We start from the raw sequence: 24,098 nt of genomic DNA on the forward strand, positions 1-24,098 counted from the left end.
CCGGGATCAGGCAATGCGCTTGATCTCGGCGTTCGGAGAGATCCGGCGGATGGCTTCCTCGGCTTGGGCCAGTGCGGCTTCGGGCAGGCGCAGGTGGAGGTGGGCCAGGATGTCGTGTCGACTGCCCAGCAATTCGTATTTCTGTTGCGCCAGCCAGTGGCGCAATGGCGGTTCGGCCGAATAGACCACGCCGATCTCGATCTCGGCCTGGGTAATGCGTTCGGTCCGTTCCGTGCTCTTCAGCGCGGTGGCGATGGCATCGGTATAGGCCCGCACCAGGCCGCCGGCACCCAGCTTGACGCCGCCGTAGTAGCGCACCACCATGGCCAGCACGCCATCGAGTTCGTGATGGCGCAGCACTTCCAGCATGGGGCGGCCGGCGGTGCCGGAGGGTTCGCCATCATCGGACATGCCCGACTGGCCACCGGCCATCAGCGCCCAGCAGACGTGGGTGGCACTGCGATGGGCCTCGCGCATCTTGCCGATTTCCTGCATGGCGGCCTCGCGTCCGCTCACCGGCATGACGATGCCGATGAAGCGGCTCTTGCGGATCTCAAGCTCGATCTCGGCGCGCTGGGCGAGGGTGTAGGTGGCCATGGTGTGGGGCGATTCAGGCCGGGTCTGCGGCGCTGCCCTTGAGCAGGGCCAGTTCGGCGCGCAAGCCCTGGTTCTCTTCGGACAGTCGCGTCACGCGGCCTTGCAGCGCGGCGATCTCGCGGCGCAGGGTGGCGGTGAGTTCGTTTTCCTGGCCTTCCACCAGGGGGATGGTGTTGCTGGTGCCGGCGGCACTGTCGTCGCTGGCGGGCGCGCGCGGGGTACGGGTGGCGGCCTTCTGTTCGCGTACTTTCTTGGCGGCTTCGCGCAATTCCTTCTTGCCACCGGCCACGGCGCTGACCTGCGCCTCGCTGGGCAGGGTCGCTACGGCGGCAGCGGCATTGATGGAGATGGTGCCGGTACGCACGGCCTCTACCAGTTCAGGAGCGGCGGTCTTGCGGATACGGTCGATCTGGCCGATGGTGGCGCTGCTGATACCGGCGGTGCGGGCAATGTCTTCGCGGGTCTTGATGCGGCCGGTGTCGTCGTCGGCATGCCAGGGCGCATCACCGCCCTGGGTTTCGTCAGGGGCGGTCGCATCGCTGTCGGGGACGTCGCCGGCGGCATGAGCGGGAGATTTGGCCGGCACGGCTTCGGCCTTGACGCGGGCCGCGATGATGTCGCGCTTGCGCAGGGCCAGCATGCCGCGCTGGAAGTCCGAGACGCTGCGGCGGCCGAGCTGGTTATCGATCATCCACAGCAGCACGTCTTCCAGCGACTTGAAGCTGTCGTTGTTGACCGTCTTGAAGGGCAGGTCGTACTTGCGGCAGATTTCGTAACGGTTGTGACCATCGATGAGCACCTCGCCCCACAGCACCAGCGCATCGCGGCAGCCTTCGGCCAGCAGGCTGCGTTCCAGGGCCGCGTATTCGTTGGGGGTGAGGGGATCGATGTACTTCTGGAGTTCTTCGTTGATGACGATATTCATGGGGCGAAGCCTTGCCTAACAGATCGTGAGCCGGGGCCGCATTCTACACCACCGCCCTTGGCGGCCCGCTGCCTGCGGTCGGGGCGGGCGCTTGCAGTACAATGTCGGGCTTCGATATTGCATCCTGGTCTCATGCGCTTCTCCTTCCGCCTGACGGCTGTTGCCGTCGCTTCCACTTTCCTGTTGTCGGCCTGCGGTACCACGTCCTGGGTGCCGGGCAACACCTCGCCAGTTCCGGTCGAGTCCAGTGCCGGCATCCCCGCAACGCCGACTGTCACGACCGTCACTCCGGTGCCCGTGGCGCCACGCAAGATCAGGATCGGCCTGGCCCTGGGTGGCGGCGCTGCGCGCGGGTTCGCGCACATCGGCGTGATCAAGGCGCTGGAGGCGCAGGGCATCACGGTGGACGTGGTGGCCGGCACCAGCGCGGGCAGCCTGGTGGGTGCGCTCTACGCGGCCGGCAACGATGGCTTTGCCTTGCAGAAGCTGGCGATGTCCATGGATGAAGCCTCCATCTCGGACTGGTCGGTGCCGCTGTTTTCCAAGGTCAGCGGAGTGATCAAGGGGGAGGGCGTGCAGAACTATGTGAACAAGGCGGTCCACAACGTTCCCATCGAAAAATTCAAGATTCCCTTCGGCGCGGTCGCCACCGACCTGCGCAGCGGCCAGCCCATCCTGTTCCAGCGCGGCAATGCGGGTATCGCGGTACGGGCGTCCTCGGCGGTGCCGGGGGTGTTCCAGTCGGTGAAGATCGGCGACCACACCTATGTCGATGGCGGGCTGGTGTCGCCGGTGCCGGTGCGCTATGCGCGGCAGATGGGGGCGGACTTCGTGATCGCCGTCAATATCTCGGCCAATCCGGAGGCGCAGGCAGCCTCCAGCAGTTCCATCGACGTGCTGCTGCAGACCTTTGCCATCATGGGACAGACCATCAACCAGTACGAGCTGAAGAATGCCGACATTGTGCTGCAGCCAGGCCTGGGAGCGATGAAGGGCAGCGACTTCGCCAGCCGCAACGTGGCCATCCTGGCCGGCGAGCAGGCGGCTACGGCGGCCATGCCGGAGATCAGGCGCAAGCTGAAGCTGATGGCGACGGGGAACTGATTTCCCGGGTTTTCCCGGATTTCCCCGGTGGAAACAAAAAAGGCCACTGGATTTTCCAGTGGCCTTTTTGTTGGTATCGTTGATAGCATTTGCGCCTGCACCGGCGTGGTGCTTATTTCTGCTCTTCTTCGCCCGCCATGATGCGTCTTGCACCATTGAAGCGCTTCTTCCAGTAGGACTCGTCCATGCTCTCGATGCGCACCTGGCCGCCGGCCGAGGGGGAGTGGATGAACTTGCCGTCGCCCAGGTAGATGCCCACGTGCGAGAAGCCGCGGCGCAGGGTGTTGTAGAACACCAGGTCACCGGGTTGCAGATTGTCGCGGCCGATCTTTTCGCCCACGCGGCTGATTTCCAGCGAGGTGCGCGGCAGGTCGGTGCCCCAGGCTTCCTTGAAGACGTAGCGCACCAGGCCGCTGCAGTCCAGACCGGTATCGGGCGAATTGCCGCCGTAGCGGTAATTGATGCCCAGCATGGCGAGCGCCTGGGTGGCCAGTTCGGAAGCACGGTTGGTGATGTCTTGCAGGCGGGCGATCGCAAGATTGGTCTTGCTGATCAACAGCTGGGCTTGCGGGGTCGCTGCTTGGGGAGGGGGAAGATCCTGCGCTGCCAGAGAAAGGTCAGCGGAATAAGCCGATGCACTGATCCAAAGGCCGGCTACGAGCGCGCACGCACGAGCGGTTTGTCGTCGGATTCTGTCAGATCGGCGTAGGGTCATCGGGATCCTCTCAAAATAGGATTGCGGGACTGTAAGGTAAATCTTACGGCTTGTCAAAAGCTGGATTCGTGCCAGCTTGGCAAACTGGAACGATTTACGGGGCAAAAAGAGGGTATTTACTGGCTTCTCCCAGTAAGTGTTTTTCCTACACGGCGTTGGGAAAATTTTTCTGTAAATGATTTACGGATGAGCCGGGATGGTGGTTGTCGATTCCCGTGTTGCGGGAATGGATTGAACGGATGAAAGGGGTGGGGAAGTGCTGAAAATGATTCATGCAGGCCGCATGGATGAGTTTGCCGGCATGGGATGTCAAAACGACTTTATGGCCTTACAATCAGCGTTCGATTTTTTATGCCTATCGGAGCAAACATGCAAACCAAACCGTTTCTGTCGCTGGACGACGTGAAGAAGATCGCCGCCGGTGCTGAAGCCGAAGCCCGCGCCAACAACTGGAACGTGGCCATCTCCGTGGTCGACGATGGCGGCCACCTGCTGTGGCTGCAGCGCATGGACGGCGCCGCCCCGATCTCCTCGCAGATCGCCCCGGCCAAGGCACGCACCGCCGCCCTGGGTCGCCGCGAAAGCAAGATCTATGAAGACATGATCAATAACGGTCGCGTCTCCTTCCTGAGCGCCCCTGGTCTGGATGGCCTGCTCGAAGGCGGCGTACCGGTCGTGGTCGAGGGTCACTATGTGGGCGCCGTGGGCGTTTCCGGCGTGAAATCCTCGGAAGACGTGCAGATTGCCAAAGCCGGCATCGCTGCCCTGGGCCTGTAACTAGGCCGTGTGCGCCGGCAGCTTTTGCCGCCGGCGTTCCCTCCCTCCGGCACCCCATTTCGGTGCTTCCCCAAGCAAGTTCGGCAATCCGTGATTTGCCGGAGGGAGCCTCTTGCGCTATAATCGAGCGGTTTAGCCAATTTTATCCGCCGTAGCGCATAGCCATTCCTCTTCCTCGTTCCTGACAGGCCCAGCCACGCTCCCGTACCGAATGAGTCGGGGTGTTCGCGCCGGCCGGTTTTGGCGCGCAAAGGTCTTCCGGTCATCCAGCCGCGGCGGTAACAATCTCAGGAGTTACCCTTGCTGCCTCTTCTTTCCGGTCCCGCGATTCCGGCCATCCTCGCGCTCGCAGACGGGTCTGTCTTCCAAGGTTTTTCCATCGGCGCCGCAGGCAACACCACCGGTGAGGTCGTGTTCAATACCGCGATGACCGGCTACCAGGAAATCCTGACCGACCCCAGCTACAGCCGCCAGATCGTCACCCTTACCTATCCGCATATCGGCAACACGGGCGTAAACCGTGAAGATGTGGAAGCCTCGCAGATCCACGCCGCCGGCCTGATCATCAAGGACCTGCCGCGCCTGCTGTCGAACTTCCGCAGCCAGCAATCCCTGTCGGATTACCTGAAGGAAAGCAACATCGTTTCCATCGCCGGCATCGATACCCGCAAGCTGACCCGCATCCTGCGCGAGAAGGGTGCCCAGAACGGCGCCATCGTGGCCGGTGAAGCGGACATCGAGGCCGCCACCGCCAAGGCGCTGGAACTGGCGCGTGCCTTCCCGGGCCTGGCCGGCATGGACCTGGCCAAGATCGTCTCCACCCAGAAGGCCTACAACTGGACCGAGACCGAATGGCGTCTGGGTCGCGGCTATGGCCAGCAGATCACCCCGAAATTCCACGTGGTCGCCTTCGACTACGGCGTCAAGTACAACATCCTGCGCATGCTGGCCGAGCGCGGCTGCAAGGTCACCGTGCTGCCCGCGCAAGCCACCGCCGCCGAGGCGCTGGCCCTGAACCCGGACGGCATCTTCCTCTCCAACGGTCCTGGCGATCCGGAACCCTGTGATTACGCCATCGCTGCCTCCAAGGAGCTGATCGAGCGCGGCATCCCCACCTTCGGCATCTGCCTGGGTCACCAGATCATGGCGCTGGCCTCGGGCGCCAAGACCCTGAAGATGAAGTTCGGCCACCACGGCGCCAACCACCCGGTGCAGGACCTGGATTCCAAGCAGGTGATGATCACCTCGCAGAACCACGGTTTCGCCGTGGACCAGGCGACCCTGCCGGCCAACTGCCGCGTCACCCACATCTCGCTGTTCGACGGTTCGCTGCAAGGTTTCGAGCGCACCGACAAGCCTGCTTTCTGCTTCCAGGGCCACCCCGAAGCATCCCCTGGACCGCATGACATCGCTCCCCTGTTCGACAAGTTCGTAGCGATGATGGAGAAGAAACAAAATGCCTAAGCGTACTGACATCAAAAGCATCCTGATCATTGGCGCTGGCCCGATCATCATCGGCCAGGCCTGCGAATTCGACTATTCCGGCGCCCAGGCCTGCAAGGCCCTGCGCGAAGAAGGTTTCAAGGTCATCCTGGTCAACAGCAATCCGGCCACCATCATGACCGACCCGGAAATGGCGGACGCCACCTACATCGAGCCGATCACCTGGCAAGCCGTGGAGCGCATCATCGCCAAGGAAAAGCCGGACGCCATCCTGCCGACCATGGGCGGCCAGACCGCGCTGAACTGCGCGCTGGACCTGCATCGCCATGGCGTGCTGGACAAGTACAAGGTCGAGCTGATCGGCGCCACCCCGGAAGCTATCGACAAGGCCGAGGACCGCTCCAAGTTCAAGGAAGCGATGACCAAGATCGGCCTGGGTTCGGCCCGTTCGGGCGTGGCCCACACGATGGACGAATCGTGGGCAGTGCAGAAGACCCTGGGCTTCCCGGTCATCATCCGTCCGTCCTTCACCATGGGCGGCACCGGTGGTGGCATCGCCTACAACGCCGAAGAATTCGAAACCATCTGCAAGCGCGGCCTGGAAGCTTCGCCGACCTCCGAACTGCTGATCGAAGAGTCGCTGATCGGCTGGAAGGAATACGAGATGGAAGTGGTCCGCGACAAGGCGGACAACTGCATCATCGTCTGCTCCATCGAAAACCTGGACCCGATGGGCGTGCACACCGGTGACTCCATCACCGTGGCACCGGCGCAGACGCTGACCGACAAGGAATACCAGATCATGCGTAACGCCTCGCTGGCGGTGCTGCGTGAAATCGGCGTGGACACCGGCGGCTCCAACGTGCAGTTCTCGGTCAACCCGGCCGATGGCCGCATGATCGTCATCGAGATGAACCCGCGCGTGTCGCGTTCCTCGGCGCTGGCTTCCAAGGCCACCGGCTTCCCGATCGCCAAGATCGCCGCCAAGCTGGCCGTGGGCTTTACCCTCGACGAGCTGCGCAACGAGATCACCGGCGGTGCCACCCCGGCGTCCTTCGAGCCGTCCATCGACTATGTCGTGACCAAGATCCCGCGCTTCACCTTCGAGAAATTCCCGCAGGCCGACAAGCACCTGACCACCCAGATGAAGTCGGTGGGCGAAGTGATGGCCATCGGCCGTACCTTCCAGGAATCCTTCCAGAAGGCCCTGCGCGGCCTGGAAGTCGGCGTGGACGGCATGAACGAGAAGACCACCGACCGCGAGACCATCGAGGAAGAGCTGGGCGAACCCGGCCCGGACCGTATCTGGTACGTGGGCGACGCCTTCGCGCAAGGTTTCTCGCTGGAAGAAGTACATGGCCTGACCCACATCGATCCGTGGTTCCTGTCGCAGATCAAGGAGATCGTCGACATCGAACTGTGGCTGGAAAAGGACGCCTCCCTGGAAGCGCTGGACAAGGCCACCCTGTTCCAGCTGAAGCAGAAGGGCTTCTCGGATCGCCGCCTGGCCAAGCTGCTGAAGACCACCGACACCGCCGTGCGCGAACTGCGCAAGAAGCTGGGTGTGCGTCCGGTCTTCAAGCGCGTCGATACCTGCGCGGGCGAGTTCTCGACCGATACCGCCTACATGTATTCGACCTACGACGAAGAGTGCGAATCCAACCCGACCGACAAGAAGAAGATCATGGTGCTGGGCGGTGGCCCCAACCGTATCGGCCAGGGCATCGAGTTCGACTACTGCTGCGTACACGCGGCGCTGGCAATGCGTGACGATGGCTACGAAACCATCATGGTCAACTGCAACCCGGAAACCGTCTCGACCGACTACGATACCTCCGATCGCCTGTACTTCGAGCCGGTGACGCTGGAAGACGTGCTGGAAATCGTCGACAAGGAAAAGCCGGTCGGCGTGATCGTCCAGTACGGCGGCCAGACTCCGCTGAAGCTGGCGCTGGACCTGGAAGCCAATGGCGTGCCCATCGTTGGCACCTCGCCGGACATGATCGACGCCGCCGAAGACCGCGAGCGTTTCCAGAAGCTGCTGCAGGACCTGGGCCTGCGTCAGCCGCCCAACCGCACTGCCCGTACCGAAGCCGACGCGCTGCGACTGGCGCAGGAAATCGGCTATCCGCTGGTGGTCCGTCCGTCCTATGTGCTGGGTGGCCGCGCCATGGAAATCGTCCACGAGCAGCGCGACCTGGAGCGCTACATGCGCGAAGCCGTCAAGGTCTCGCACGACTCCCCGGTGCTGCTGGACCGCTTCCTGAACGATGCCATCGAAGTCGACGTGGACTGTCTCTCCGACGGCGAGCGCACCTTCATCGGCGGCGTGATGGAACACATCGAGCAAGCCGGCGTGCACTCGGGCGACTCGGCCTGCTCGCTGCCGCCGTACTCGCTGTCCAAGGACACCATCGAAGAACTGAAGCGCCAGACCGCACTGATGGCCAAGGGCCTGAACGTGGTCGGCCTGATGAACGTGCAGTTTGCGATCCAGCAAAGCGAAGTCAATGGCAAGACCGTCGATACCGTCTTCGTCCTGGAAGTGAACCCGCGTGCTTCGCGTACCGTGCCCTTCGTCTCCAAGGCCACCGGCCTGCAGCTGGCCAAGATCGCCGCGCGTTGCATGGTCGGCCAGTCGCTGGACAGCCAGGGCATCAAGAACGAAGTGGTGCCGCCGTACTACAGCGTGAAGGAAGCCGTCTTCCCGTTCGTGAAGTTCCCCGGCGTGGACACCATCCTCGGCCCCGAGATGAAGTCCACCGGCGAAGTCATGGGCGTGGGCAAGACCTTTGGCGAAGCCTTCGTGAAGTCGCAGATGGGGGCCGGCGTGAAGCTGCCGACCTCGGGCAAGGTCTTCCTGTCGGTGAAGAACAGCGACAAGCCGCGTGCCGTGCAAGTGGCGCGCGACCTGGTCGCACTGGGCTTCTCCATCGTCGCCACCAAGGGGACGGCGGCTGCCATCAGCGCTGCGGGTATCCCGGTGACCACCGTCAACAAGGTGGTCGAAGGTCGTCCGCACATCGTGGACATGGTCAAGAACAACGAGATCGCCCTGGTGGTGAACACCGTTGAAGAAAAGCGCAACGCCATCGCCGACTCCGGAGCGATCCGTACCTCGGCCCTGGCGGCCCGCGTGACCACCTTCACCACCATCGCCGGTGCAGAAGCGGCAGTGGAAGGCATGCGCCATCTGGAATCGCTGGACGTCTACGATTTACAAGGCCTGCATAAAGCTATACACTAAACCCACAACACGTTACTTTGTCGGCTGTAGTTGACACCGACAAGCTAAGAGGGCATCTGAGTAATCGATGCCCTCTCTGACTTTTGGACGACGCCCTGCGGCCACAACATGTTCCATGTTGCAGGGCAGTGCCGTCCGGGGACGCTAAGGACATGATGCCAGCCAGCCGATGTCGCCATCGGATGCGGTGCCTGGTGTCATGTCCTTAGCGGCTCTGAGTCAGGGGCGCGTGTTGTTGAAGAGCTCGCGGATTCCTGCAGCGGTCCGTTCATCAGCCAGACAGTTCCCGTAAAGACGACGCTTGTCCGCCCCTGCGGCGGCAATGCTGTCCTTTTGTGTGTCCACTGGCCGACGGATCCTGGAAGTGTCTCCGTGCAACCCTAACCTTGAGCAAGAGACTTATGAGCACAGTTCCCCTTACCAAGCGTGGCGCCGAACTTCTGAAGGAAGAATTGCACCGTTTGAAAACCAAAGACCGCCCCGAAGTCATCAACGCGATCGCCGAAGCGCGTGCGCAGGGCGACTTGTCCGAAAACGCCGAGTATGAATCGGCCAAGGAGCGCCAGTCCTTCATCGAAGGCCGCATCGCCGACCTGGAAGGCAAGCTGGGCGCGGCCCAGATCGTCGATCCAGCGGAGCTGAACGCGGAAGGCCGCGTGGTCTTCGCCTCTACCGTGGATCTGGAAAACCTGGACAGTGGCGAGAAGGTAACCTACCAGATCGTGGGTCTGGACGAGGCCGATATCAAGGAGTCCAAGGTTTCCGTGACCTCGCCCATCGCCCGTGCCCTGATCGGCAAGAGCGCCGGTGACGTGGTGGCCGTGGAAGCGCCGTCGGGCCTGAAGGAATATGAAATCCTGGAAGTGCGCTACGTCTGACGTGGCGTGATAGCACCGGCCCCGTGAAGAAGCGGGGCGGGTGTCGCGGCGATCGGCTTGATTTGCCTGAACGAGCTGCCTGCATGAGCTGCCTGCAAATCCGACGAGCCGGAAATGAAAATGCCCGCATCAGCGGGCATTCTGTTTTTCAGACCCTCGAAGAGGGCCGCCGGGGCAGGATCAGCCCAGCGATTTCTTGGTGCTGCGCTGGCGTGGCTTGGCTTTCTTGACCAGGCCGCCCGGGGTGATGCGTTCATTGCCCTTGAGCATGACCTTGCTGACAGATGGTCGCTTGGTGGCGTGGGTCTTGACGATGGTCACTTCGCGCAGCCCGCCCTTGGCGCCGGCAGCGGCTTTCTTGACATCGTCCTTCTGCGGGCGGTACAGGACCAGCAGCTTGCCGATGTGTTGCACCGGTGCGGCCTTGAGTTCGGCGCAGATGGTGTCGTAGATCGCGATGCGCGCTTCGCGGTCATCGCCTAAGACGCGGACCTTGATCAGACCGTGGGCGTCGAGGCTCTTGTCGATTTCCTTCATCACGGATTCGGACAGGCCACTTTCGCCCACCATCACGACAGGGTTCAAGGCATGGGCCTGGGCGCGCAGTTCGCTGCGCTCGGCGGGAGTCAATGTCAACATGGGAGTGCAGGTTCGGGACGATGTCTCGGCGGCGCCAAGTTGTCCCTCAATGAGATAAAACCAGTATTCTACGCGAATGGCAAAGAACAAACTGAACAAAAACTGGTTGCACGACCATATCAACGATCCTTATGTGAAGCTTGCACAAAAGGAGGGTTATCGTGCGCGTGCCGCCTACAAGCTCAAGGAAATCGACGAAGAAGAGCGCCTGATCAAACCGGGCCAGGTCATCGTCGACCTCGGTTGCACTCCCGGCAGCTGGTGCCAGTACGTGCGTAACAAGCTGGCCGGCGCCGAGGGCGGGGGCATCCATGGCACCATCATCGGGCTGGACATCCTGCCGATGGACCCGATTGCCGATGTCCACTACATCCAGGGCGACTTTCGCGAGGATGAACCGGTGCGGCAACTGGAAGAGTTGCTGGCTGGCCGCAAGGTCGATCTGGTGCTCTCGGACATGGCGCCCAACCTGTCGGGCGTGGCCATTGCCGACGCCGCGCGGGTGGAGTACCTGATCGACCTGGCCATCGAATTCGCGCAGCTCCACATGAAACCGGGCGGCTCCTTGCTGGTCAAGTGTTTCAACGGGACCGGCTATAACGAACTGATACACAAGTTCCGGGCCGAGTTCAAGACGGTGATGTCCAAGAAGCCCAAGGCCAGTCGTGACAAGTCGTCGGAAATCTTCCTGCTGGGCAAGACATTGAAGAATCCGCGCGCTTAAATGGCTTGAACATCGCTCGGACTTGATGCAGCCGTGTTCGGCCATTCAGGTATTGAGCGCACAATCGACAGGATTTCAGCCCAAATACTGAAGTTTTCTGCCTTGTTTTGCCCGCTTTCAACCCTATATCGACAATTGGAAATCGTCCGCTTGTCCAATTCGGGGCGAGCAGCCTGCAGACTTTCCCGGTTCAGAATGGTGGAAAGAGTGTTGGCTGGATGGTAACGAAGCGACTGTGGTGGCGCGTCTGCATGGCAATTGTGCGTTGCGCGACGGCACGGCGGGGCGGTGCGGACGGCGGTTTTCTATGTAAGGGTGGTTGAATCCGGGTAAAATCGGACAATACAAAGGCAACGTGGCGCCCAGGCGTCGGAGGAGTTCCAGTGAACAATATGTTTTCCAAGGCTGCCATATGGGTGGTCATCGCGCTCGTGCTGTTTATGGTATTCAAACAGTTCGACAGCCGCAGCATGGCAACCAACGCCAAGCCTATCGCGTATTCGGACTTCATCTCCGAGGTCAAGGCGGGTCACATCAAGGATGCGACCATCGAGGATCGCAACATCATCGCCACCACCCAGGATGGCACCAAGGTCAAGACCGCGACCACCGTGCTGGATCGCGGCCTGGTCGGTGATCTGCTCAACAATGGCGTGAAGTTCGACGTGCGCCAGCCGGAAGAGCAGTCCTTCCTGTCGCAGATCTTCATTTCGTGGTTCCCGATGCTGCTGTTGATCGGCGTCTGGATCTTCTTCATGCGCCAGATGCAGGGCGGCGGCAAGGGCGGTGCCTTCTCCTTCGGCAAGTCCAAGGCCCGCATGCTGGACGAGAACAGCAATTCGGTCACCTTCGCCGATGTCGCCGGTTGCGACGAGGCCAAGGAAGAGGTGCAGGAGCTGGTCGAGTTCCTGCGCGATCCGACCAAGTTCCAGAAGCTGGGTGGCCGCATTCCCCACGGCGTGCTGATGGTCGGTCCCCCGGGTACCGGTAAGACCCTGCTGGCACGTGCCATCGCGGGTGAAGCCAAGGTACCGTTCTTCACCATCTCGGGTTCCGACTTCGTGGAAATGTTCGTTGGTGTGGGTGCCTCCCGTGTTCGCGACATGTTCGAGAATGCCAAGAAGCACGCTCCCTGCATCATCTTCATCGACGAAATCGACGCCGTCGGTCGCCATCGCGGCGCCGGCATGGGCGGCGGTAACGACGAGCGTGAACAGACCCTGAACCAGATGCTGGTGGAGATGGACGGCTTTGAAGCCAATTCCGGCGTCATCGTGATCGCCGCCACCAACCGTGCCGACGTGCTGGACAAGGCGCTGCTGCGTCCGGGCCGCTTCGACCGCCAGGTGATGGTCGGCCTGCCCGACATCCGTGGTCGCGAACAGATCCTGTACGTCCACATGCGCAAGGTGCCCATCGCTCCGGACGTCAAGGCCGACATCCTGGCCCGTGGTACCCCCGGCTTCTCCGGTGCCGACCTGGCCAATCTGGTCAACGAGGCCGCCCTGTTCGCTGCGCGTCGCAACAAGCGCCTGGTGGAGATGCAGGACTTCGAGGATGCCAAGGACAAGATCGTCATGGGTCCGGAACGCAAGTCGGCCGTGATGCGAGAGGAAGAACGTCGCAACACCGCCTACCACGAGTCCGGTCACGCCGTGGTCGCCAAGCTGCTGCCCAAGGCCGATCCGGTGCACAAGGTCACCATCATGCCGCGTGGCTATGCGCTGGGCCTGACCTGGCAACTCCCGGAACATGACCGCGTGAACATGTACAAGGACAAGATGCTGGAAGAGATCTCGATCCTGTTCGGCGGCCGTATCGCTGAAGAAATCTTCATGCACCAGATGTCCACCGGCGCTTCCAACGACTTCGAGCGTGCCACCAAGCTGGCCCGTGCGATGGTGACCCGCTACGGCATGTCCGTCACCCTGGGCACCATGGTCTACGAGGATTCGGAGCAGGACGCCTACTTCGGTCGCATGGCCTCCAAGACCGTGTCCGAAGCCACTCAGCAAAAGGTGGATGCGGAAATCCGCAGCATCCTCGACGAGCAATATGCATTGGCCCGCCGCCTGCTGGAAGAGCACCGTGACAAGGTCGATGTCATGGCCAAGGCGTTGCTGGATTGGGAAACCCTGGATGCCGATCAGGTCAACGACATCATGAACGGCGACGAACCGCGTCCGCCGCGCAATGGTGTGCCGGCCAAGAAGTCGTCTTCGGACAACAACCGCTCCGGCGACGTGACGCCCAACGCCACGGCACCTGCCTGAAGCGTGGTGGCATCGACGCAGCCAGGCAGTCAGCGGTAAGACGAAAAGGTGAGGAGCGATCCTCACCTTTTTTCATTTTGGCGTCGGCGGTCCCGGCGTCGCGCTGCCTGGCCGTCTGTCTGTCCTGCGGGAAGTGCGGGAGAAAGACACAGGCAGCCGGCATGCGGCGGTGTATCATGCTGCGCCACGCAATATTGCGCCGCCCGTGGCGAAAACTGAACACTTGTACCACCCTGATAGAAGCAAGATGACGCAAGCATTCCTCAAATGCGGCAGGTTCCGCCTGCCGGTACAGCAAGGCCGCCGGCCGCTGGTGATGGGCATCCTCAATGTGACGCCGGATTCCTTCTCCGACGGCGGGCGCCACCAGTCGCTGGAAATGGCCCTGACCCACGCCGAACAGATGATTGCCGATGGCGTGGATATCATCGATATCGGTGGAGAATCCACCCGTCCCGGCATTGCCCCGCTGTCGCTGGAGCAGGAGCTCGAACGTGTCATGCCAGTGATCTATGCGCTGCGCGATTGTGGCAAACCGCTCTCGCTGGATACCTACAAGCCCGCCGTCATGCGCGAAGCCCTGCTGGCGGAGGTGGACATGATCAACGACATCAACGGTTTTCGCGCCGACGGCGCCATCGACGCCGTCAAGGACAGCGAGGTCGGCCTGTGCGTGATGCACATGCAGGGTCAGCCGCAGACCATGCAGCAAGCCCCTGACTACCGGGACGTGGTGGCGGAAGTTGCCCATTTTCTGCAGGGGCAGGTGGACCTGATGCGGGCTGCCGGCATCGCCCGCGAACGCATCTGCATCGACCCCGGTTTTGGCTTTGGCAAGACAGTGGAGCATAATCTTGCTTTGCTCAAAAATACCCGCAACCTGATTGATCGACTGGACCTGCCGCTGCTGGCTGGCATGTCCCGTAAATCCATGATCGGCGCGGTTGTCGGCAAGCCACTGGAACGTCGCATGGCCGGTAGCATCGGCGCGGCGCTGGCGGCAGCCCAACAGGGTGCGATGATCATCCGCGTGCATGACGTGGCCGAGACCGTCGATGCGCTCACCATGTGGCAGGCCGGGCGCCCGGACAACTGACGCCCCGGCGCCACGTGGCTGCCTACGACAGGCGCCTGCGGGAGTTTCAGGCAAAAACAGGAACAGGCAGTATGCAAGGCATCAAGGGAGACAGGTGGGCCATTCGGCCGCCTGCAGGAAAGAGTTAGAGGAAACAACATGGCAGCAAAATATTTCGGCACCGACGGTGTGCGCGGTCGGGTCGGCGTGGCCCCCATCACCCCGGATTTCGTCATGCGCCTGGGCTATGCCGCAGGCAAGGTGCTGACCAAGGCGAAGGAGGGCGCGGCCCGTCGCACGGTCCTCATCGGCAAGGACACCCGGATTTCCGGCTACATGCTGGAAGCCGCCCTGGAAGCCGGCTTTGCCGCTGCGGGCGTGGATGTCTGGCTGGCCGGACCGATCCCCACGCCGGCGGTGGCCTACCTGACCCGCGCCTTGCGGCTCTCGGCCGGCGTGGTGATTTCAGCTTCGCATAATCCTTATCACGACAACGGCATCAAGTTCTTCTCCGCCAGCGGCAACAAGCTGCCGGACGCCGTCGAAGCCGATATCGAGGCGGCCCTGGAGCAACCCATGGAATGCGTGCCCTCCGAGAAGCTGGGCAAGGCACGTCGCCTCAACGATGCCGCCGGTCGCTACATCGAATTCTGCAAGAGCACCTTCCCCGGTGCCATGGACCTGCGCGGCATGCGCCTGGTGGTCGATTGCGCCCATGGCGCGGCCTACAATATCGCCCCTCACGTGTTCCATGAACTGGGTGCCGAGGTCATCACCATCGGTAACCAGCCCGATGGCCTGAACATCAACGAGGATTGTGGCGCCACCGCGCCCAAGACCCTGGTGGCATCGGTGCGCGAATACCGCGCCGACCTGGGCATTGCGCTCGACGGCGATGCCGACCGCCTGATCATGGTCGACGACAGCGGCCGCATCTACAACGGCGACGAACTGCTCTACCTGATGGTCAAGGACAGGCTGGCCACCGGTGCGATCGATGGCGCGGTCGGCACGCTCATGACCAACATGGCCCTGGAGGTCGCCTTCAAGAAGATGGGCGTACCCTTCGCGCGTGCCAAGGTGGGGGACCGCTATGTGCTGGAAGTGCTGCAGGAAAAGGGCTGGCTGCTGGGTGGCGAAGGTTCCGGTCACCTGCTGGCGCTGGACAAGCACACCACCGGCGACGGCATCGTCTCGGCGCTGCAGGTGTTGTCGGCCCTCAAGCGCTCAGGCCAGACCCTGGCGCAGATGACGGCGGACATCAGCATGTATCCGCAGTCGCTGATCAACGTGAAGATCCCTGCCGGCTACGACTGGAAATCCAATACCGCCCTGCAGGCGGAAAAGGCGGCCGTGGAAGAACAACTGGGCGAGCGGGGACGCGTACTGCTGCGCCCCTCCGGCACCGAGCCGCTGATCCGCGTGATGGTGGAAGCCCAGGAGGCCGAACTGGCGCGCAGCATGGCGCAGCGTATCGCCGCCAAGGTGCTCTGAGTTCTTCCTGTTTCGGACTGCGGACGATGTCAAAAGAGCTAGCCCAAATCCTCATGGTGGAAGACGAACCCAGCATCGCGGAGCTCTTGCGCTTCACGATGCAGGGGGCCGGTTTCGCCACCACCATTGCCACCGACGTGGCCCAGGCCCGCAAGTTCATTGCCCAGGCGCTGCCCCACGTGATCCTGCTGGATTGGATGTTGCCGGACAGTTCGGGCTTGGTGTTGTTGAGCGAATTGCGCCGCGATCCGCGCACCGCCGCGCTGCCGGTCATCATGCTGACCGCCAAGGGCATGGAAGAAGACAAGGTCAAGGGCTTGAATGAGGGCGCCGATGATTACGTGACCAAGCCCTTTTCACCCAAGGAACTGGTGGCGCGGGTACAGGCGCTGTTGCGTCGCAAGACGCCTGAGATCGGCAGCCAGGTGCTGCGGTATCGCGAGATCGGCATCGATGTCGAGCGGCGCGAAGTCTCGGTCGGTGGCCGAGCGGTGACGCTGGACCAGGCTGAATTCAAGCTCCTGCGCTATCTGGTAGCCCATCCGGAGCGCATCTTCTCGCGCGCCCAGTTGCTGGACAAGGTGTGGGGGGACCATACCTTCATCGAAGAACGTACGGTGGACGTGCATATCATGCGCCTGCGCAAATCGCTGGGCGATCTCGCGCATTACGTGCAGACGGTACGTGGCATGGGCTACAAGCTCAGCGGCGAGCAGTGACCAACCCTCAGGTAGTCCGCCTGTGGCGATGAGGCCGCATCATGAAAAAAGCGATCCAAGGATCGCTTTTTTCATGGGCCGGCCCCCCTCCCGTCATGCTCAGTCCAGCGGCACGCTACGATAGCGGTTGACCTCCGAGGCCGACACCCACCCGCCCTGATTACCCCAGCTGTTGAGCACATAGGAAACCACCGCCGCCACCTCAGAATCGCTCAGTTGCGGCCCGAAGGGCGGCATGCCGAAGGGATAGGGATTGCCGGTCGTGGAAGGCGGGAAGCCGCCATTGAGCACGGTGCGAATCGCATTGATCGGTTGCGGTCCGGCGATGGCATGATTGCCCGCCAGCGGCGGATAATCCGGCGCGCTGCCCTGACCCTTGCCGCCATGACAGTCCACGCACAGCGATCCGTAGAGCTTCTGGCCCTGCTTGAGGATGCGTTCGGCTTCGGCCGGTTCGGGGCGGGGTGCGCTGGAGGCGGCCTGCTTGTCTGATGATGGCGCCGGCAGCGTCTTGAGGTAGACGCTGATGGCCGAGATGTCGCTATCGTTCAGATATTGCAGGCTGCGGCCGACGATTTCCGACATGGGCCCCAGCGCCGTACCGCGAGGTGACACCCCGGTCTTGAGCAGGGCGGCAATATCTGCCTCGCTCCAGCTTCCCAGCCCCTTTTCACCGCCATGCAGTGGCGGGGCATACCACTCCAGCGCCGGTATCACGCCGCCCTCCAGTGCCAGCGGCGCCAGGCTGGCGCCGAGGCCGTTGCGTGCGCTATGGCAGGCGCTGCAATGGCCCGCGCCTTGGACCAGATAGGCCCCACGGTTCCATTGCCCATCGCGCGCCGGGTCGGGCGTGAAGCTACCCGGTTTGAAATACAAGGCACGCCACAGCGCCAGCAGCATGCGCTGGTTGTAGGGGAAGCGCAATTCATGGTCGCGATTGGGCTGATTGACCGACGGTAGACTCTGCAGATAGGCGAAGAGGGCATCGCTGTCGTCGCGGCTCATCCGGGTGTAGCTGGTATAGGGGAAGGCCGGATAGAGGAAGCGGCCATCGCGGCCACGCCCGTGATGCAGCGCGCGCCAGAAATCGTCGCGGCTCCAGTTGCCGATGCCGGTGGCCTTGTCCGGCGTGAGGTTGCTGGTGTAAAGCGTGCCGAAGGGGCTGGCAATGGCGCGTCCGCCGGCATATCCGGCGCCGCCGCGCACGGTGTGGCAGGCCATGCAGTTGCCGGCGCGTGCCAGGTATTGGCCCTTGAGCCGCTGCGCCTGCGGATCATTGACCGTAGAGGCCACGCCCGGGTCCTCGCTGCCCAGGCTCTGCCAGGCCACTACGCCGGCCAGGCCCACCAGAATGCCGGCGGCACCCAGCAGCAGCCACTTCAGGCCAGTCGCCCAGGATCGGTTCATTGCCCTGCTCCCAGCGTGCCAGGCGTCGACGCCGCCGGCCCCATGCTGCCGCACTGTGCGGGCAATGGCTTGGCCGGTGCAGCGGCCGGGCGGTAATCCGGTGGAACCGGCTGCGCCGCCAGCCAGCTGCTGGCGGCATTGATGTCTTCCGGACTCAGGGCGCGGGCGATTTCGCCCATGCAGTCGGGCACCTTGGCCTTGCGCTCGCCGTTGCGCCAGGCGCCCAGCTGCGCGTTGATGTAATCCCGTGGCAGCCCCAGCAGGCCGGGAATGCCCGGTGCCACCCCGCCCAGGTCGTCACCGTGGCAGGCGGCGCAGGCGGGCATGCGCTGCGCCGGCCGGCCAAGGGTGACCAGCAGGCGGCCGCGCTCCAGCACCGTCGCGCTGGCCTCGGTCGCAACCGGCGGCGGGTAGGGCGGGTGCTGGGCGGCGAAGAAGATCGCAATCTGCTGAAGATAGTCGTCCGAGAGGTTGCCCAGCAGGTAATTCATCATCGGGTAACGCCGCTGGCCATCCCTGAAACTCTGCAACTGGTGCAGCAGATAGCCTTCCGGCTTGCCGGCGATACGCGGGTAAAAGCCGTCAGCAGTGGCGCGCCCCTCCTTGCCATGGCAGGCGGTACAGGCTGCCATCCGCTCCGCCATGCCGGCAATCATCCTGGCATCTGGGGCGGCCTCTGGTGATTGGGCCATGGCCGGTCCGCACGCAATCCAGGTCCCCAGCGCAATGGCAGCAATTTTCTTCATATTTGTTATGAGCGGGCGCATCGACCTATTGTAGTGCAAGGCGCGACCATGCCTGCAGCTTTGCAAGCCCGGGCACAGCGGATACAATAGCGGCCTTGCTGCCCCCGTAGCTCAGTGGATAGAGCGATCCCCTCCTAAAGACAATTGGGCAGCGGCTGCCGAAAGGCGCCGCGTGAATGGAGTCAAATTCGGTGAACCCTGACAGCGCCTGGTCGTGATGACTGCGCGGCTGCTGGCAATACCGAGCCAAGCCGGTTTCCTTGAGGAGGCCGGAAGGTGTAGAGACTAGACGGCTCCGGTCTAAAGGCCAGTGCATCGATGGCACTGCCCACGATCAAGGTATAGTCCAGACCACAAACAGACTCTGGTGGCGAAAGCCATAGTGGTACGAAGGGATAGGTCACACGTTCGATCCGTGTCGGGGGCGCCAGCATAAAAAAAAGCGCAGAAGCCATCTTCTGCGCTTTTTCGTTTTCAGCCCCCATCCGCTTCACATCACGGTGCGGGCAGTCTTGCACCCTTCATCCATCTCTATCGTCAATGGCCCTGGTTGGTGCTGTCCAGGAAGCGCCGTGCGTTGTCGCTCTGGGGACGGGTCCCCGAGGAAGAGGGCGCAGCCCCGGGGCTGCCCGGCGCGCTGCCTGGTACGTTCGGCGCGGGCTGAGCCGTACCTGGCGCCGCGGCCGGGGTCTGGCTCGGCGTCCAGCCGAAGAAGTTCGAGATCGCATCCACCACTGTTACGCCCACATTGGTCACCAGACCGTTGTTGGGGGTGAAGTTGTCGTAGTAGGGCTCGCCATCGATGAAGCGGATGCCATCGGGCGCCGGCTGGTCGAACTGCGGCACCCCCTTCAAGGCCTTGGCCATGTAGTCGACCCAGATCGGCAGCGCCAGCTGGGCGCCGAATTCCATGCCGCCCAGGCTCTTGGGCTGGTCATACCCCATCCACACCACGGTGGCCAGCGTACGCTGGTAGCCGGCGAACCAGCCATCCACTGCATCGTTGGTGGTGCCGGTCTTGCCGGCCAGGTCGGTACGGCCGATGCTGTTGCTGCGTGCGCCGGTGCCGCGCTGGGCCACGGACTTGAGCAGGTTGGTCATCATGTAGCTGTTGCGCTCGGCCACCACCCGCGGTGCGCCGTTGCCGACGATCAGCGGTTCTGCCTTGGAGAGCGTCTTGCCACGGGCATCGGTGATCTGCGAGATCAGGTAGGGCTGGATCTTGTAGCCGCCATTGGCAAACACCGAATAGGCCGCTGACAACTGCAAGGGATTGGTCTGGCCTGCCCCCAGCGCCATGGGCAGGTAGGGCGGGACCTTGTCGGCATCGAAGCCGTAGGTGCCGGTGATGAAGTCCTTGGCATAAGGCACGCCGATGTAGTCCAGCGTACGGATGGCCACCAGGTTGACCGACTTCTGCAAGGCGGTACGCACCGTGATCGGGCCGGCCGGGGTCTCGTCATCCTTGGGTTCCCAGTTCGGCTGGCCGGGGCCGGCGGGATAGGACACCGGAGCGTCGTTGACGATGGAAGCAGGTGCAAAACCCTTCTCCAGCGCCGCCGAATAGATGAAGGGCTTGAACGTGGAGCCGGGCTGGCGCCAGGCTTGCGTCACGTGGTTGAAGTTGTTCTGGGTGAAGTCGAAACCGCCCACCAGCGCGCGGATGGCGCCGTCCTGCGGCACCACCGACACCAGCGCCGCTTCCACCTGCGGCAGCTGCACCACCTGCCAGTTCTGCTTGGCATCCTGCATCACGCGAATCAATGCGCCGGGACCGATGCGCACGTCCTTCTTGGCCTTTTCCGACAGCGCCGAGGCGACGAAGCGCAGGGCATCGCCCTTGATGCTGATCTTGTCGCCGTTGCGCAGCACCGCGTCGATCTGCTTCGGACTGGCGGCCACCACCACGGCGGCCAGAATGTCATCGTTGTCCGGATGATCGTCCATCACGTCGTCAATGGCGGAGGCGCGATCCTCGGCACTGGAGGGCAACTCGATGGTCTCTTCCGGACCACGGTAGCCATGGCGGCGGTCATAGTCCATCACCCCCTTGCGCACGGCCAGGTAGGCGGCCTGCTGGTCGGCAGCGTTGACGGTGGTGTAGACGTTGAAGCCCTGGGTATAGGTGTCTTCCTTGTACTGGGCGTACACCATCTGGCGCGCCATTTCATTCACATATTCGGCGTGTACCGTGTACTGGCTGCCCGGTGCGCGCACCTTCAGTTCTTCCTTGGACGACTTGTCGTACTGCGCCTGGGTGATGAAGCCCACGTCCAGCATGCGCTGCAGGATGTACTGCTGGCGGATGTGGGCACGCTTGGGGTTGACGATGGGGTTATAGGCCGAGGGTGCCTTGGGCAGGCCGGCCAGCATGGCGGCTTCGGCCAGGCTGATGTCCTTGAGGTCCTTGCCGAAGTAGGTACGGGCGGCGGCGGCAAAGCCGAAGGCGCGCTGGCCCAGATAGATCTGGTTCATGTAGACCTCCAGGATCTGGTCCTTGGTCAGCGCATGTTCGATCTTGTTGGCCAGCAGCACTTCGTAGAGCTTGCGGGAGAAGGTTTTTTCCTTGGTCAGGAAGACGTTACGCGCCACCTGCATGGTGATGGTGCTGGCGCCCTGCGAGGCGCTGCCGCGCAGCACGTCGGTCACCAGGGCGCGGGCGATGCCGATCCAGTCGATGCCGCCGTGTTCGTAGAAGCGATAGTCCTCGATGGCCAGCACGGCATTCTTCATGTCGGCCGGGATGTCGTCCAGCTTGACCAGGCTGCGCTTTTCTTCACCGAATTCACCGAGCAGGACCTTGTCTTCGGACCAGATGCGCAGCGGGACCTTGGGCCGGTAATCGGTGATCAGGTCCAGCGAGGGCAGACGCGGGTTGATGAAGATCAGGGCATAGACCACCAGCAGCGCGCCGGCGATACCGAGGCCGAGGATGGACAGACCGATGAACTTGGCAATATTGGGATTGAGGAAGCCGCGCTGATGGCGCAGCGGGTCCGGCAAAGTTGGAAGAGGCATGGGATGAGTGTGAATCGGGATGCGCTATCTTACAGCATCGGGCCATCCGCCCGGCGGGCCGGCCCCGGGCAATGCTTTACCAGTTGTAACATCGTTCCTATTCGACGTTGTAATTCGAGATATTTTTGTTATTTTTCAGAAATACCGTTGCTGTGGTGACAATCGGGACCGACTACCCGAGGGCTGCTTGCATTTGGTGGCGCCTTTTGGACAGCAAGACTGCGTAAGCGCGCTTAAATCAGCATTTCGTCGGCGTAGTCGGTACAATGCCGCTCTTTCGCCGTTCTTTCTCTTTTTCAGGCGATTTTGCATCCATCCTGCGCGGCTCAAGCCGTTGCATTCACGCAGATCACGCTACCCACGCTATGGCAGTCATTTCCCTCTCCGACGCACAACTGGCTTTCGGCCACGTCGCGCTCCTCGATCACGCCGAATTCTCGATGGAGACCGGCGAGCGCATCGGCCTGATCGGCCGCAACGGCACCGGCAAGTCCTCGCTCCTGAAGATCATCGCCGGCCGCTCGAAGCTGGACGATGGCCTGCTGGTGATGCAGCAGAACCTGAAGATCGCCTATGTCGACCAGGAGCCGCATTTCCCGGAAGAGATGATGGTGTTCGACGCCGTGGCCTCGGGCCTGGGCGAGCTGCCGGCCCTGCTGGCCGAGTATGAAGCCATCACCGGCCAGTTCGGCGGCGACAACGACGATGCCCTGCTGGAGCGCATGCACCAGATCCAGACCGTGCTGGATGCGGCCGACGCCTGGTCCATCGGCAACAAGGTCGAGACCACCCTGGACAAGCTGAACCTGAACCGCGAAGCGCGCATCGGCGAACTCTCCGGCGGCATGAAGAAACGCGTGGCCCTGGCCTGCGGCCTGGTGGGCAATCCCGATGTGCTGCTGCTGGACGAGCCGACCAACCACCTGGACTTCGGCTCCATCCTGTGGCTGGAAGGCCTGCTGCGCGACTTCAAGGGCAGCATTCTCTTCATCACCCATGACCGTAGCTTCCTGGACAACGTCTCCACCCGCATCATTGAACTGGACCGCGGCAAGATCCTGTCCTTCCCCGGCAACTTCAGCACCTACCAGGGGCGCAAGGCCGAGTTGCTGGCCAATGAGGAAGTGGAAAATGCCAAGTTCGACAAGTTCCTGGCCCAGGAAGAGGTCTGGATCCGCAAGGGCGTGCAGGCCCGCCGCACCCGCGACGAAGGCCGCGTACGCCGCCTGGAGGCGTTGCGCGTGCAGCGCAGCGAGCGTCGTGACCGGCAGGGGCAGGTCAAGCTGGAAGTGGGTACCGGCGAGCGTTCCGGCAAGATCGTGGCGGAACTGGAAAACGTCAACAAGGCCTACGGCCCCAAGACCATCGTGCGCGATTTCAGCACCATCCTCATGCGCGGCGACAAGGTCGGCCTGATCGGCCAGAACGGCGCCGGCAAGACCACGCTGCTCAAGCTGATCCTGGGTGAGGAAGCGCCTGACAGCGGCACCGTCAAGCAGGGGACCAAGATGCAGGTCGCCTATTTCGATCAGATGCGCGCGCAACTGAATGAAGAAACCACGCTGGCCGATACGATTGCCCCGGGCAGCGACTGGGTCGAGGTCAACGGCCAGCGCAAGCATGTGATGACCTATCTGTCGGACTTCCTGTTCGCGCCGGAACGCGCCCGCTCGCCGGTGCGTACGCTCTCCGGTGGTGAGCGCAACCGCCTGCTGCTGGCGCGCCTGTTTGCCAAGCCGGCCAATGTGCTGGTGCTGGACGAACCGACCAACGACCTCGACATCGATACCCTGGAACTGCTGGAAGAACTGCTGGAAGAATATCCGGGGACGGTGTTCCTGGTCAGCCACGACCGCATGTTCCTGGACAACGTCGTGACCCAGGTGATCGCCGCCGAGGGCAATGGCGTCTGGCGTGAATACGTGGGTGGCTATTCCGACTGGGAGCGTCAGCGTCCGACGCAGCAGGCCGCCGCCTCCAAGGCTGCGGCCAAGGCGGCCGACAAGAGCGAGAGCAAGGCCGAGTCGACCATGGCCGCACCGGAGGTGGTGGCGCCCGTGGTCAAGAAGAAGCTGAGCTACAAGGAGCAGCGCGAACTGGACGAGCTACCGCAGCGCATCGCTGCGCTGGAAACGGAGCAGAAGCAGATTTCCGAGAAGCTGGCTGATCCTGACCTGTACAAGAAGAGCGCCGATGAGGCCGTCAAGCTGAACCAGCGCTTCGCCGAGATCGACGAAGAACTGCTGGGCCATCTTGCACGCTGGGAAGAGATCGAAGGGAAGAAGTAAGCCGGTTGCCCGGCCGGCCAGATTGGCGT

18 protein-coding genes are annotated in these 24,098 nt (G+C 62.6%); 11 read left to right on the top strand and 7 right to left on the bottom strand.

Annotated elements, in window-relative coordinates:
* Window positions 1-6: 6 nt before the first annotated feature.
* Together I5R65_RS09520 and I5R65_RS09525 are read right to left on the bottom strand one after the other, a co-directional pair.
* Window positions 7-597, bottom strand: a complete 591-nt coding sequence (locus I5R65_RS09520; RefSeq protein ID WP_180670610.1) for a YigZ family protein — start codon at window positions 595-597, stop codon at window positions 7-9.
* A 13-nt stretch (window positions 598-610) separates the two neighbouring features.
* Window positions 611-1,522, bottom strand: coding sequence for a hypothetical protein (locus I5R65_RS09525; protein ID WP_180670612.1), 912 nt, complete (start codon window positions 1,520-1,522; stop codon window positions 611-613).
* A 132-nt stretch (window positions 1,523-1,654) separates the two neighbouring features.
* Between I5R65_RS09525 and I5R65_RS09530 the strand changes: the two genes are divergently transcribed.
* Window positions 1,655-2,626, top strand: a complete 972-nt coding sequence (locus I5R65_RS09530) for a patatin-like phospholipase family protein (protein ID WP_180670614.1) — start codon at window positions 1,655-1,657, stop codon at window positions 2,624-2,626.
* Window positions 2,627-2,738: 112 nt separating this feature from the next.
* Here the strand turns inward: I5R65_RS09530 and I5R65_RS09535 are convergent, their stop codons facing one another.
* Window positions 2,739-3,341 (bottom strand): C40 family peptidase, encoded by a 603-nt coding sequence (locus I5R65_RS09535; protein WP_180670616.1) that lies wholly within the window; start codon window positions 3,339-3,341, stop codon window positions 2,739-2,741.
* Between the two features lie 369 nt (window positions 3,342-3,710).
* On the opposite strand from I5R65_RS09535, the gene I5R65_RS09540 reads away from it, so the two are divergent.
* From I5R65_RS09540 to greA, 4 genes are all read left to right on the top strand, one after another.
* Entirely contained in the window at window positions 3,711-4,118 is a 408-nt protein-coding gene (locus I5R65_RS09540; RefSeq protein WP_034338629.1) for a heme-binding protein, read from the top strand.
* A gap of 300 nt (window positions 4,119-4,418) precedes the next feature.
* On the top strand, window positions 4,419-5,582 hold the full coding sequence (carA, locus tag I5R65_RS09545) for a glutamine-hydrolyzing carbamoyl-phosphate synthase small subunit (protein ID WP_180670618.1): 1,164 nt from the start codon (window positions 4,419-4,421) through the stop codon (window positions 5,580-5,582).
* Window positions 5,575-8,808, top strand: coding sequence for a carbamoyl-phosphate synthase large subunit (gene carB / locus I5R65_RS09550; protein ID WP_180670620.1), 3,234 nt, complete (start codon window positions 5,575-5,577; stop codon window positions 8,806-8,808). The genes carA and carB overlap by 8 nt, the downstream gene beginning before the upstream one ends.
* A 401-nt stretch (window positions 8,809-9,209) precedes the next feature.
* A complete protein-coding gene (greA, locus tag I5R65_RS09555) occupies window positions 9,210-9,686 on the top strand; it encodes a transcription elongation factor GreA (protein ID WP_102661271.1) in 477 nt (158 codons plus the stop codon).
* Window positions 9,687-9,866: 180 nt separating this feature from the next.
* On the opposite strand, the gene yhbY is transcribed toward greA, so the two are convergent.
* The gene (yhbY, locus tag I5R65_RS09560) at window positions 9,867-10,325 is read right to left on the bottom strand and encodes a ribosome assembly RNA-binding protein YhbY (protein WP_180670622.1); all 459 of its coding nucleotides are present in this window, start codon (window positions 10,323-10,325) and stop codon (window positions 9,867-9,869) included.
* Window positions 10,326-10,401: 76 nt separating this feature from the next.
* Between yhbY and I5R65_RS09565 the strand changes: the two genes are divergently transcribed.
* From I5R65_RS09565 to I5R65_RS09585, 5 genes are all read left to right on the top strand, one after another.
* Window positions 10,402-11,049 carry an RlmE family RNA methyltransferase gene (locus I5R65_RS09565; RefSeq protein ID WP_180670624.1) on the top strand — a complete coding sequence of 216 codons (648 nt, stop codon included), beginning with the start codon at window positions 10,402-10,404 and terminating at the stop codon, window positions 11,047-11,049.
* A 383-nt stretch (window positions 11,050-11,432) separates the two neighbouring features.
* The gene (ftsH, locus tag I5R65_RS09570; RefSeq protein ID WP_180670626.1) at window positions 11,433-13,322 is read left to right on the top strand and encodes an ATP-dependent zinc metalloprotease FtsH; all 1,890 of its coding nucleotides are present in this window, start codon (window positions 11,433-11,435) and stop codon (window positions 13,320-13,322) included.
* Between the two features lie 247 nt (window positions 13,323-13,569).
* Entirely contained in the window at window positions 13,570-14,418 is an 849-nt protein-coding gene (gene folP / locus I5R65_RS09575) for a dihydropteroate synthase (protein ID WP_180670628.1), read from the top strand.
* A gap of 138 nt (window positions 14,419-14,556) precedes the next feature.
* The gene (gene glmM / locus I5R65_RS09580; protein ID WP_180670630.1) at window positions 14,557-15,891 is read left to right on the top strand and encodes a phosphoglucosamine mutase; all 1,335 of its coding nucleotides are present in this window, start codon (window positions 14,557-14,559) and stop codon (window positions 15,889-15,891) included.
* Window positions 15,892-15,917: 26 nt separating this feature from the next.
* Entirely contained in the window at window positions 15,918-16,610 is a 693-nt protein-coding gene (locus I5R65_RS09585) for a winged helix-turn-helix domain-containing protein (protein WP_180670632.1), read from the top strand.
* 99 nt (window positions 16,611-16,709) lie between these two features.
* Here I5R65_RS09585 and I5R65_RS09590 read toward each other — a convergent pair whose 3' ends face one another.
* From I5R65_RS09590 to I5R65_RS09600, 3 genes are all read right to left on the bottom strand, one after another.
* On the bottom strand, window positions 16,710-18,017 hold the full coding sequence (locus tag I5R65_RS09590; protein WP_180670634.1) for a cytochrome c: 1,308 nt from the start codon (window positions 18,015-18,017) through the stop codon (window positions 16,710-16,712).
* Window positions 18,014-18,850 (bottom strand): c-type cytochrome, encoded by an 837-nt coding sequence (locus tag I5R65_RS09595; protein WP_180670636.1) that lies wholly within the window; start codon window positions 18,848-18,850, stop codon window positions 18,014-18,016. Before I5R65_RS09595 ends, I5R65_RS09590 begins: the two co-directional genes overlap by 4 nt.
* Before the next feature lie 450 nt (window positions 18,851-19,300).
* On the bottom strand, window positions 19,301-21,781 hold the full coding sequence (locus tag I5R65_RS09600; RefSeq protein WP_180670638.1) for a penicillin-binding protein 1A: 2,481 nt from the start codon (window positions 21,779-21,781) through the stop codon (window positions 19,301-19,303).
* Between the two features lie 365 nt (window positions 21,782-22,146).
* Between I5R65_RS09600 and I5R65_RS09605 the strand changes: the two genes are divergently transcribed.
* Entirely contained in the window at window positions 22,147-24,069 is a 1,923-nt protein-coding gene (locus I5R65_RS09605; RefSeq protein ID WP_180670640.1) for an ATP-binding cassette domain-containing protein, read from the top strand.
* Window positions 24,070-24,098 lie beyond the last annotated feature (29 nt).

Origin of the sequence: Herbaspirillum sp. AP02 (genome assembly GCF_015767275.1) — a bacterium.
GTDB lineage: Bacteria > Pseudomonadota > Gammaproteobacteria > Burkholderiales > Burkholderiaceae_D > Herbaspirillum.

What these genes read in the sequence shown, in the direction of transcription:
- I5R65_RS09585 (WP_180670632.1), top strand. Translation starts at nt 15,918, where the DNA reads ATGTCAAAAGAGCTAGCCCAAATCCTCATGGTGGAAGACGAACCCAGC.
- I5R65_RS09600 (WP_180670638.1), bottom strand. Translation starts at nt 21,781, where the DNA reads ATGCCTCTTCCAACTTTGCCGGACCCGCTGCGCCATCAGCGCGGCTTC.
- yhbY (WP_180670622.1), bottom strand. Translation starts at nt 10,325, where the DNA reads ATGTTGACATTGACTCCCGCCGAGCGCAGCGAACTGCGCGCCCAGGCC.
- I5R65_RS09540 (WP_034338629.1), top strand. Translation starts at nt 3,711, where the DNA reads ATGCAAACCAAACCGTTTCTGTCGCTGGACGACGTGAAGAAGATCGCC.
- glmM (WP_180670630.1), top strand. Translation starts at nt 14,557, where the DNA reads ATGGCAGCAAAATATTTCGGCACCGACGGTGTGCGCGGTCGGGTCGGC.
- I5R65_RS09590 (WP_180670634.1), bottom strand. Translation starts at nt 18,017, where the DNA reads ATGAACCGATCCTGGGCGACTGGCCTGAAGTGGCTGCTGCTGGGTGCC.
- greA (WP_102661271.1), top strand. Translation starts at nt 9,210, where the DNA reads ATGAGCACAGTTCCCCTTACCAAGCGTGGCGCCGAACTTCTGAAGGAA.
- I5R65_RS09535 (WP_180670616.1), bottom strand. Translation starts at nt 3,341, where the DNA reads ATGACCCTACGCCGATCTGACAGAATCCGACGACAAACCGCTCGTGCG.
- carB (WP_180670620.1), top strand. Translation starts at nt 5,575, where the DNA reads ATGCCTAAGCGTACTGACATCAAAAGCATCCTGATCATTGGCGCTGGC.
- folP (WP_180670628.1), top strand. Translation starts at nt 13,570, where the DNA reads ATGACGCAAGCATTCCTCAAATGCGGCAGGTTCCGCCTGCCGGTACAG.
- I5R65_RS09605 (WP_180670640.1), top strand. Translation starts at nt 22,147, where the DNA reads ATGGCAGTCATTTCCCTCTCCGACGCACAACTGGCTTTCGGCCACGTC.
- I5R65_RS09525 (WP_180670612.1), bottom strand. Translation starts at nt 1,522, where the DNA reads ATGAATATCGTCATCAACGAAGAACTCCAGAAGTACATCGATCCCCTC.
- I5R65_RS09520 (WP_180670610.1), bottom strand. Translation starts at nt 597, where the DNA reads ATGGCCACCTACACCCTCGCCCAGCGCGCCGAGATCGAGCTTGAGATC.
- I5R65_RS09530 (WP_180670614.1), top strand. Translation starts at nt 1,655, where the DNA reads ATGCGCTTCTCCTTCCGCCTGACGGCTGTTGCCGTCGCTTCCACTTTC.
- I5R65_RS09565 (WP_180670624.1), top strand. Translation starts at nt 10,402, where the DNA reads ATGGCAAAGAACAAACTGAACAAAAACTGGTTGCACGACCATATCAAC.